Here is an 8,727-nt window from a genome sequence, read left to right as displayed (position 1 = left end):
CCGCCCGCTCGACCTCGCCGACCGTGCCTCCGTCCGCGCCTTCGTCGCCGGGTGGGCGAGGCGCCGCCGGGCTGGCGAGGCGCCGCCGGCTGGGCGAAAGGCCGCCCCGCGGGACGGCGTCTCGGGAGGACGCCGGTGCCCTGCGGACGGGTCAGTTCGGGTGCGTCATGCTCAGGACGTCGAGGGCTGCGTCGAGCTGCTCCACGGAGACCTCGCCCCGCTCGACGAACCCGAGGGCGACGACGGCCTCGCGCACCGTGAGGCCCTCGGCGACCGCGTACTTCGCGACCTTCGCGGCCGACTCGTAGCCGATCACCCGGTTCAGCGGCGTCACGATCGACGGCGACGACTCGGCGTACGCACGGGCCCGCTCGAGGTCCGCCCGCAGCCCGTCGACGGTCTTGTCGGCGAGCACCCGCGTGCTGTTGGCGAGGAGTCGGATCGACTCGAGCAGCGCGGTGCCCATGACCGGGATCGCCACGTTGAGTTCGAACGACCCGGAGGCACCGGCCCACGTCACGGTGGCGTCGTTGCCGATGACCCGGGCGGCGACCATGAGGGTGGCTTCCGGGATGACCGGGTTGACCTTGCCGGGCATGATCGACGAGCCCGGCTGCAGGTCCGGGATGTGCAACTCGCCGAGGCCGGTGTTCGGCCCGGAGCCCATCCAGCGCAGGTCGTTGTTGATCTTCGTCAGGCTGACCGCGATGACCTTGAGCGCACCTGATGCTTCGACCAGGGCATCACGGGCACCCTGCGCCTCGAAGTGGTCGAGTGCCTCGGTGATCGGCAGCCCGGTGTCCTCGGCGAGCTGGGCGATGACCTGCTGCGGGAACCCCTTCGGCGTGTTGATGCCGGTGCCGACGGCCGTGCCGCCGAGCGGGACCTCGGCGACGCGGGGGAGCGTGGCGTTGACCCGCTCGATGCCCAGGCGGACCTGGCGGGCGTAGCCGCCGAACTCCTGCCCGAGGGTCACCGGGGTGGCGTCCATGAGGTGCGTGCGACCGGACTTCACCGCGTCTGCCCACTCGACGGCCTTGCGCTCGAGGGCCTCGGCGAGGTGCTCGAGCGACGGCACGAGCGACCGGATGAGAGCGTCGGTCACGGCGACGTGCACCGACGTGGGGAAGACGTCGTTCGAGGACTGGGACGCGTTGACGTGGTCGTTCGGGTGGACCTCGGCACCGGCGACGCGGGAGGCCAGCGTCGCCAGCACCTCGTTCATGTTCATGTTCGACGAGGTGCCGCTGCCGGTCTGGTACACGTCGACCGGGAAGTGCTCGTGGTGCTCCCCGGCGATCACGGAGTCCGCCGCCGTGGCGATGGCCTGCGCGACGCTGTCGTCGAGGATGCCGAGCCGGCCGTTCACGAGCGCCGCGGCACGCTTGATGCGGGCGAGGGCCACGATCTGCGCCGACTCGAGGCCGGTGCCCGAGATCGGGAAGTTCTCCACGGCCCGCTGCGTCTGCGCACGGTAGAGGGCCGACGCGGGGACCCGCACCTCGCCCATCGTGTCGTGCTCGATGCGGAACTCGCCGTCAGCGGGGGTGGTGGTGTCGGTCACGTCGTCGTGGTCCTTCCTCGTGGTGCTCACACCGGGTCGCGGTCGCGGCGGTGTCGGTGGCGCTCCGGCGGCTCGTCGCTGCCGGAGCGGTCACGTCATCGGGTCAGGCCTGTCCGACGACGGTGTCGATCGAGACCTCGCCCGTGGTGAGGTCGTAGGTCGCGCCGACCACGGCCAACCTACCGTCCGCGATCGCGTCGGAGACGGCCCCCGACCGGTCGAGGATCGACTTCAGGCTCGACTCGAGGTGCGCGGCACCCACGGACTCCTGTGCGACGTCCGGGTCGGTGGCGCGGACCCGCTCGACGCTCGGGGCGATCGCGTCGACGAGGGCCTGCAGGTGCGGGGCGGGGACCGGCTCGCCGGAACGTGCGGCAGCGACGGCGCCGCACTTGGTGTGGCGGAGCACGACGACCAGCGGGGTACCGAGCGCGACGACGGCGAACTCGATGGAGCCGAGGACGACGTCGTCGACGATCTGCCCGGCGTTGCGGATCGCGAAGACGTCGCCGATGCCGGCATCGAAGACGTGCTCGAAGGGCACGCGGGAGTCCGAGCAGCCGAGGACCGTCGCGAACGGCGCCTGCGAACCCTGCAGCTCGGAGCGGCGCTCGGGGTCGATGCGGCCGGTGCGGCGCTTGTCGGCGGCGAAGCGGGCGTTGCCGTCGACCAGGAGTCGCAGGGCGTCGGCGGGGGTGGAGGCGGCGCGGTCGGTCATCGTGTGTCGTTCCTCGGGCTGATCGGGTTCGGTCGGACGTGCTGCTGTCTGCGGTGGTGCTGGTGGTGGTGCTGGCTAGGGGGCGAGTTCCTCGCCGACCGCCGTCGCCACCGTGGTGAACGACTTCTGGTCGGCGGTGCCGGCGAGCACCACGGTGTCCTTGCCGGAGGTCGTCACGAGTGCGTAGAGGTTGTTGCCGGCGCCCTTGCCCTCGTCACGTCGGTCGTACACGGTCCACTTCGTCCCGGCGATCGTGCGGGAACCGGTCGCCTGCTTCTGGTCGAGCTGGTCCGCGACCCAGGTGTCGTTGGCGTCGATGCCCTGGTGCATGCCGATGTACTGCTTGTCCGGCGTCAGGAGACCGATCGTCCACACGGCCACCCCGCGAGCCGAACCGGACTGGTACTCGGCGTTGTTCGAGGTGTACGACGACGGCAGGTCGGGCACGAGCAGTTCAGCCCCGGAGACGTCGGCCTGCTGGGCGACCTGCCGGTAGTCGACGGAGCGGTCGACGGCCTGGTCGGGCCGGACCACGACGGCGACCAGGAAGAGCACGATGCCGAGCGAGGCGATGAGCGCCAGCACGAGGTTGAACGCCGTCTGGTGTTCACGACGGGCTCGGCGCGCGGTGTCCTTGCGTGCCCAGGTCTCCTCCGCCGTCTCTGGGCGTCCGAGTTCGGCGACGATCGGGCGGCCGGTCTCCGGGTCGCTCATCGGACGTCGCCCGCGGCGGTCGGGTCCGCGCTGCCGTTCTCGGTCGCGGCGCGTGCGGCATCGAGTCGGGCGCGTGCGCCGACGAGCCACTCTTCACACCGGGCGGCGAGGGCTTCGCCGCGCTCCCAGAGGCCCAGGGACCGCTCGAGGGTCGCCGACCCCTGCTCGAGCTCGGAGACGACACGGACGAGTTCGTCACGCGCCGCTTCGTAGCTCAGCGAGCGGACGTCGGGCTGCTCGGACTGCTGCTCGGAAGACACGCTCCGATCCTACCGAGCCGCCACCGACGCGACCGCTGTGCCGGACGCCTGTGGAGAACACCGGAAGACGCGGCGCTGGTGGAGGACGAGGCGAGGCGACCTGCCGGGGCCGGGACGGGCCTCCCGGCTAGGACCCAGACCCGTCCGGGCCCGGCCCGTCCGCCTCGAGCGTGCCGACCGCGGTCCCCGTGCCGAGCGTGACGTGCACCGGCGTCGCGCCGTCGAGCTCGTCCGCCCCGCGGACCACCGCGCCACTGTTCGTCTGGACGATCGCGTACCCGCGGCGGAGGGTGTCCCGCGGCGACAGCGCGCGCAGCCGACCGGTCAGGTGACCGACCTCGGAGTGGGAGCGTTCGATCTGCCGGTCGAGGAGCTCCCGAGCGCGCGAGAGGTCACGGGCGACCTCCTCCGCACGGGTGTCGACGAGCCAGGCGGTGGACGCCAGCGCCGGACGTGAGCGCAGTGCCGCGATCCGGTCGGCCTCGACCGAGAGCGTGTGTGAGAGCCGCAGTCCGAGCCGTGCACGGGCCTGTCGGACGTTCGCCAGTTCCTCGGCCACGTCCGGCACGACGCGCTTCGCGGCGTCGGTCGGGGTGGAGGCGCGGAGGTCTGCGACCTCGTCGAGGATCGGCCGGTCGGCCTCGTGCCCGATGGCCGAGACGATCGGCGTCGTCGCGGCGGACGCAGCCCGGACCAGGCCCTCGTCGCTGAAGCCGAGCAGGTTCTGGAAGTCACCGCCGCCGCGGGCGACGATGATGACGTCGACCTCGGGGTCGGCGTCGAGCTCCTGGATGGCCGCCGTGACCTCGGCCACCGCGCGGTCGCCCTGCACCGCGGTGTGCACGGTGCGGAACTCGACCTGGGGCCACCGCAGCTGCGCGTTCCGCTTGACGTCCTTCTCGGCGTCGGAGTCCTTGCCCGTGATCAGGCCGATGCGATGCGGCAGGAACGGCAGACGCTTCTTGCGGGCGGGGTCGAAGAGTCCCTCTTCCGCCAGGCTCCGACGCAGCCGCTCGAGGCGTTCGAGCAGGTCCCCGAGCCCGACGTGCTTCATCTCGACGACCTGCATGGTCAACGAGCCGCCCTTGACCCAGTAGTTCGGCTTGACCGCCGCGACGACCCGGGCACCCTGCTTGAGGTCCGCCGGCACCCGGGAGCGCACGCTCGACCAGATGGAGAAGGAGACGGTGGCGTCGACCTCGATGTCCTTGAGCTTGCCGTAGACGTTGCCGCCGGCGACGTTCCACTGCGTGATCTCGCCCTCGACCCAGGCGACCCCGAGTCGGTCGATCCAGTCGCGGAGCTTCGCGCCGAGCAGCGCGACGGGCCACGGGTCCTCTGCAGTGGGCGGCCCCTGTTCGATCGCCATCGTGCCCCTCTCTCGTCGTGCGGACCATGCTGCCGGACACCGGTGACATCCCGGATGGCGACGCTCCTCCACAGGCTCGTCGGTGCCCAGGCTGCGCGGGTCCCGCTCACCTATCATCGGGGACGTGACGATCACCAACGGCCACTCGGTCCCGCTCGCCCCGCCGCGGGTCCCCGCAGCGCGCGGTCGACTGCGCGACGTCCCGGTGAGCGGGCCCAAGCGCGTCCTGCTCGCAGCGCCCCGTGGGTACTGCGCGGGCGTCGACCGGGCCGTGGTCGCGGTCGAGAAGGCACTCGAGCAGTACGGCGAGCCGGTCTACGTCCGCAAGCAGATCGTCCACAACGTCCACGTGGTCTCCACCCTCGAGCAGCGCGGCGCCGTCTTCGTCGACGACGTCGCGGAAGTACCTCGCGGCTCCCACGTCGTCTTCAGCGCGCACGGGGTCTCGCCGGCGGTCGTGGCCGGCGCCGCGGACCGCGACCTGCACGCCATCGACGCGACCTGCCCGCTCGTCACCAAGGTGCACCGCGAAGCCACCCGGTTCGCCAAGGCCGAGCGCACGATCATCCTGATCGGCCACGCCGGTCACGAAGAGGTCGAGGGCACGATGGGCCACGCGCCAGACCGCACGATCCTGGTCAACGGGCCGGCCGACGTCGCCGCGCTCGACGTCCCCGACCCGGACAACCTCGTCTGGCTGTCGCAGACCACCCTCAGCGTCGACGAGACGATGGAGACGGTGCGGCTCCTGCGCGAGAAGTACCCCTCGATCGAGAACCCGCCCTCGGACGACATCTGCTACGCCACCCAGAACCGGCAGGTCGCGGTCAAGAAGGTCGCGCCGGCAGCGGACCTGGTCATCGTCGTCGGCTCCGCGAACTCGTCGAACAGCGTCCGGCTGGTCGACGTCGCCCTCGAGTACGGCGCGAAGGACGCGCACCGGGTCGACTACGCAGAGGAGATCCGCCAGGAGTGGCTGGACGGCGTCCGGACCGTCGGCGTGACCAGCGGCGCCTCCGTGCCGGAGGTCCTGGTCGCCGAGGTCCTCGAACAGCTCGCCGACGCCGGGTACGGCTCCGTCGAGGAGGTCGTCACCGCCCACGAAGACCTCATGTTCTCGCTGCCCCGCGAGCTCCGCACCGACGCCGACGGCAAGTCGACGCGTCCGCTCGGCGGGCGCACCCGATGACCGCCCCCGATCCGCAGACGGACGGCTGGACCGGGGTGCCGCCGCGGGCGACGACGTCGGTCGACGGCCTGGAGGCCCGGATCACCTCCGACGGGTCCGTGGACTCTGCAGGTGGTGGCGCCGGCTCGGGCATCGTCGGTGCGGGCAGTGCCGGTGCGGGCAGTGCCGGTGCGGCCGGTCCGGCCGGTCCTGTCGGTCGTCCGGCTCCGCAGTACGGGGAGTACGCGCCCGAGGGGTGGGTCAACCCCGTGCTCGCCGAGCAGGAACGGCAGGAGCAGCGGGACCGCGAGCACGCCGCTGCCTCGGCGGTCGCCTCCGCTGCCCGCTCGAACGGCACGGCGGAGCGCACGAACCGGACGACCGCTCGCACGAACCGCACGGCGGAACGGATGCCCCAGGGGGAGCGTCGTGGGGTGTCGACCCCGCACGACGGTGCGCCGGTCCGCCGACTCGGTGCCTCGCCGGTCGACCTGCTCCTGACCCTCGTGCTCCTGGCGATGGGCCTGGTCAGCGTCGTGCAGTCGCTGTCCATCGGCTCGGTCGCGTCCACCGTCCGGCAGACCCTCGAGACGAACTACACCGAACTGCAGGACCCCGGATCGCTGAACGGTGCCGCGATGATCAGCGCCGTCGGCATGCTCGTCGTGTTCGCCCTCGTGCTCTGGCGGTCCGTCGTCCGGCTCCGGGCCGGCAAGCGGACGTTCTGGGTGCCGCTCCTCGGCGGGGCCGTCGCGACGCTGTTCAGCTCGGTCGTGTTCGTCATCGTGGTGTTCCAGGACGACGGCTTCGTCGCGGCGATGATGCGTCAGGCCTCCGGCGGCTGACCTCCCGCCGGTGCCGGTGCCGGTGCCGGTGCCGTCGTCGGCCCTGGTGCGGCCGCGGGTTCGTGCGGCCGGCCAGTCCACTCGCGGGCGAGCACGGACATGACGACCTCGTCGTGGAAGCGTCCGTCGTGGAACGTCGCATCTCGGCGTACGCCCTCCTGTCGGTACCCGATCCTCCGGTAGACCGCCTGCGCTCGGTCGTTGAACGCGTGCACCCGGATCTCGATGCGGTTCAGCCCCATCTCGCGGAAGCCGTAGTCGGTGAGCACCCGGACCGCGTCGGTGCCGAAGCCCTGGCCGACGTGCTCCGAACCGATCATCACGGCGAGGGTCGCGGCACGGACCGGCAGCGCCCCGCCGAACAGGGTGACATGTCCGACCAGCACGTCGGACTCCCGGTCCACGACGCTGAAGCCGACGTCGCCTCCACGCTCGCTGCTGCTCCACGACCGGAACATCTCCGTCACGGGCACATCGGGCCGCGGACGCACGACCATCTGCTGCAGCACCGACCACTCCGGGTCCCGCCACCACCGCACCAGGTCGGCCAGGTCGGGGTCCTCGAGCGCACGGAACCGGACCCGGTCGCCCTCGAGGAGCGTCGATCCGTACCGTCGGGCGTCAGCGCTGGTGCTCCAGGTCATGGTCCGACCCTGGCACGTCCTCCGGGGTCAGGCCAGGAAGGCCGCGACCGCCGCGTGCAGGTCGGCCAGGTCGTCGACGTGCACGAGCTCGCGCACCGAGTGCATCGACAGCAGGCCGACGCCGATGTCGATCGTCGGGATGCCCAGGCGGGTCGCCGCGATCGGGCCGATCGTCGAGCCGCCCGGGATCGTGTTCACGTTCACGAACGGCTGGTGGTCGACACCGGCCGCCGCACACGCGGCAGCGAACACCGCGGTGCCCTTCGCCTCGGTCATGTACCGCTGGTTCGCGCTGATCTTCAGCAGCGGGCCACCGCCCGGCCGGGGTCGGTTCGTCGGGTCGTGCTTCTCGGTGTAGTTCGGGTGCACCAGGTGTCCGGCGTCACTGGAGAGCAGCCACGAGGCACGGAACGCGCGGGCGGACTCGGAGCGGCTGGCGCCGAGGCCCTCCTGCACGCGTGCCAGGACGTCCTCGAGGAACGGCCCTCCTGCGCCCGACGGTGAGGACGAACCGATCTCCTCGTGGTCGAACGCGGCGAACACCGGGATGTGGTCGCCGTCGCCCGTGGCCTCGAGCAGGCCGCGCAGTCCGGCGTGCACGCTCGTCAGGTTGTCCATCCGGCCGGAGGCCAGGAACGCCCGGTCGATGCCGATCCGCGACGGTGCCTGGGCGTCGGCGAAGAAGAGGTCCCACGCGACGGCCGTCTCACCGAGGCGGGAGCGCAGCCACTCCATCGCGTCGCTGCCGCCCGTGCCGACACCGGCGCTGCCGTCGGTCCCGACGATCGGCAGGGTGTGCCGCTGCTTGTCGAGGGCCGGGCCGTCGTTGGCGCCCCGGTCGAGGTGGATCGCGAGGTTCGGGATCCGGGCGACCGCGTCGACGGTGTCGAACAGCGAGGTCGTGCCGTCGCGGTGGACGACCCGGCCGGCGATGCGCAGGTCCCGGTCGAACCACGTCGACAGGACCGGGCCGCCGTAGACCTCGACGTTGAGTTGCTCCCAGCCGCCGACGCGGACGGTCGGGTTCGGCTTGATGCGGAACCCGGGGGAGTCGGTGTGGGCGCCGAGGATGCGGAACGGCGTCGTCGCCGACGCGCCCTCGGGCAGACGCCAGGCGATCACCGCACCGTCACGGACGACCACGTACGCGCCCGGCTCGGTCGGCCAGGCCTGGGTCTCGTCCAGGTCGGTGAACCCGGCGGCCACCAGGCGGTCACGAGCGACCGAGGCCGCGTGGAACGCGGTGGGGGACTCCGTGACGAAGTGGGCGAACTCGCTGGCGATGGCGTCGACGGTCATCCGTCCATCGTGGCACGTCGTCGCGGTCGGACGTGCAGTGGGCGTGCGCCCAGGCGGACGGGGGGCCCCCGGCCCCGGCCCCCGCCGCCCCCCCCCGCCCCCCCGCCCGGGGCCGGGGGGGGGTGTTAAAACCGCGCGGGGGGGGG

General features: G+C 72.2%; 9 protein-coding genes. 2 read left to right on the top strand and 7 right to left on the bottom strand.

The features are described from left to right. Window positions 1-151: 151 nt before the first annotated feature. The 5 genes from QCD68_RS16100 to xseA form a co-directional block, all read right to left on the bottom strand. The gene (locus QCD68_RS16100; RefSeq protein WP_301223749.1) at window positions 152-1,564 is read right to left on the bottom strand and encodes a class II fumarate hydratase; all 1,413 of its coding nucleotides are present in this window, start codon (window positions 1,562-1,564) and stop codon (window positions 152-154) included. A gap of 103 nt (window positions 1,565-1,667) precedes the next feature. After that, on the bottom strand, window positions 1,668-2,282 hold the full coding sequence (locus QCD68_RS16095; protein WP_301223748.1) for a carbonic anhydrase: 615 nt from the start codon (window positions 2,280-2,282) through the stop codon (window positions 1,668-1,670). Between the two features lie 75 nt (window positions 2,283-2,357). Then, window positions 2,358-2,996: a DUF4245 domain-containing protein gene (locus QCD68_RS16090; RefSeq protein ID WP_301223747.1), complete on the bottom strand. Its 639-nt coding sequence runs from the start codon at window positions 2,994-2,996 to the stop codon at window positions 2,358-2,360. Next, on the bottom strand, window positions 2,993-3,256 hold the full coding sequence (locus QCD68_RS16085; RefSeq protein WP_111075718.1) for an exodeoxyribonuclease VII small subunit: 264 nt from the start codon (window positions 3,254-3,256) through the stop codon (window positions 2,993-2,995). The genes QCD68_RS16090 and QCD68_RS16085 overlap by 4 nt, the downstream gene beginning before the upstream one ends. A 127-nt stretch (window positions 3,257-3,383) precedes the next feature. Further along, on the bottom strand, window positions 3,384-4,625 hold the full coding sequence (gene xseA / locus QCD68_RS16080; protein WP_301223746.1) for an exodeoxyribonuclease VII large subunit: 1,242 nt from the start codon (window positions 4,623-4,625) through the stop codon (window positions 3,384-3,386). A 124-nt stretch (window positions 4,626-4,749) separates the two neighbouring features. Between xseA and QCD68_RS16075 the strand changes: the two genes are divergently transcribed. Next, window positions 4,750-5,814, top strand: a complete 1,065-nt coding sequence (locus tag QCD68_RS16075; RefSeq protein WP_221851113.1) for a 4-hydroxy-3-methylbut-2-enyl diphosphate reductase — start codon at window positions 4,750-4,752, stop codon at window positions 5,812-5,814. Then, entirely contained in the window at window positions 5,811-6,638 is an 828-nt protein-coding gene (locus tag QCD68_RS16070; protein ID WP_301223745.1) for a DUF6264 family protein, read from the top strand. The genes QCD68_RS16075 and QCD68_RS16070 overlap by 4 nt, the downstream gene beginning before the upstream one ends. Here the strand turns inward: QCD68_RS16070 and QCD68_RS16065 are convergent. Then, a complete protein-coding gene (locus QCD68_RS16065; protein WP_301223744.1) occupies window positions 6,620-7,282 on the bottom strand; it encodes a GNAT family N-acetyltransferase in 663 nt (220 codons plus the stop codon). The two genes, QCD68_RS16070 and QCD68_RS16065, sit on opposite strands and share 19 nt — an antisense overlap. Window positions 7,283-7,309: 27 nt before the next feature. After that, window positions 7,310-8,581, bottom strand: coding sequence for a M18 family aminopeptidase (locus tag QCD68_RS16060; RefSeq protein WP_301223743.1), 1,272 nt, complete (start codon window positions 8,579-8,581; stop codon window positions 7,310-7,312). Window positions 8,582-8,727 lie beyond the last annotated feature (146 nt).

Source organism: Curtobacterium sp. PsM8 (genome assembly GCF_030433875.1).
Taxonomy (GTDB): Bacteria; Actinomycetota; Actinomycetes; order Actinomycetales; family Microbacteriaceae; genus Curtobacterium.
The sequence above is the reverse complement of the archived record's forward strand: the minus strand, read 5'-3'. Positions and strand labels throughout refer to the sequence as shown.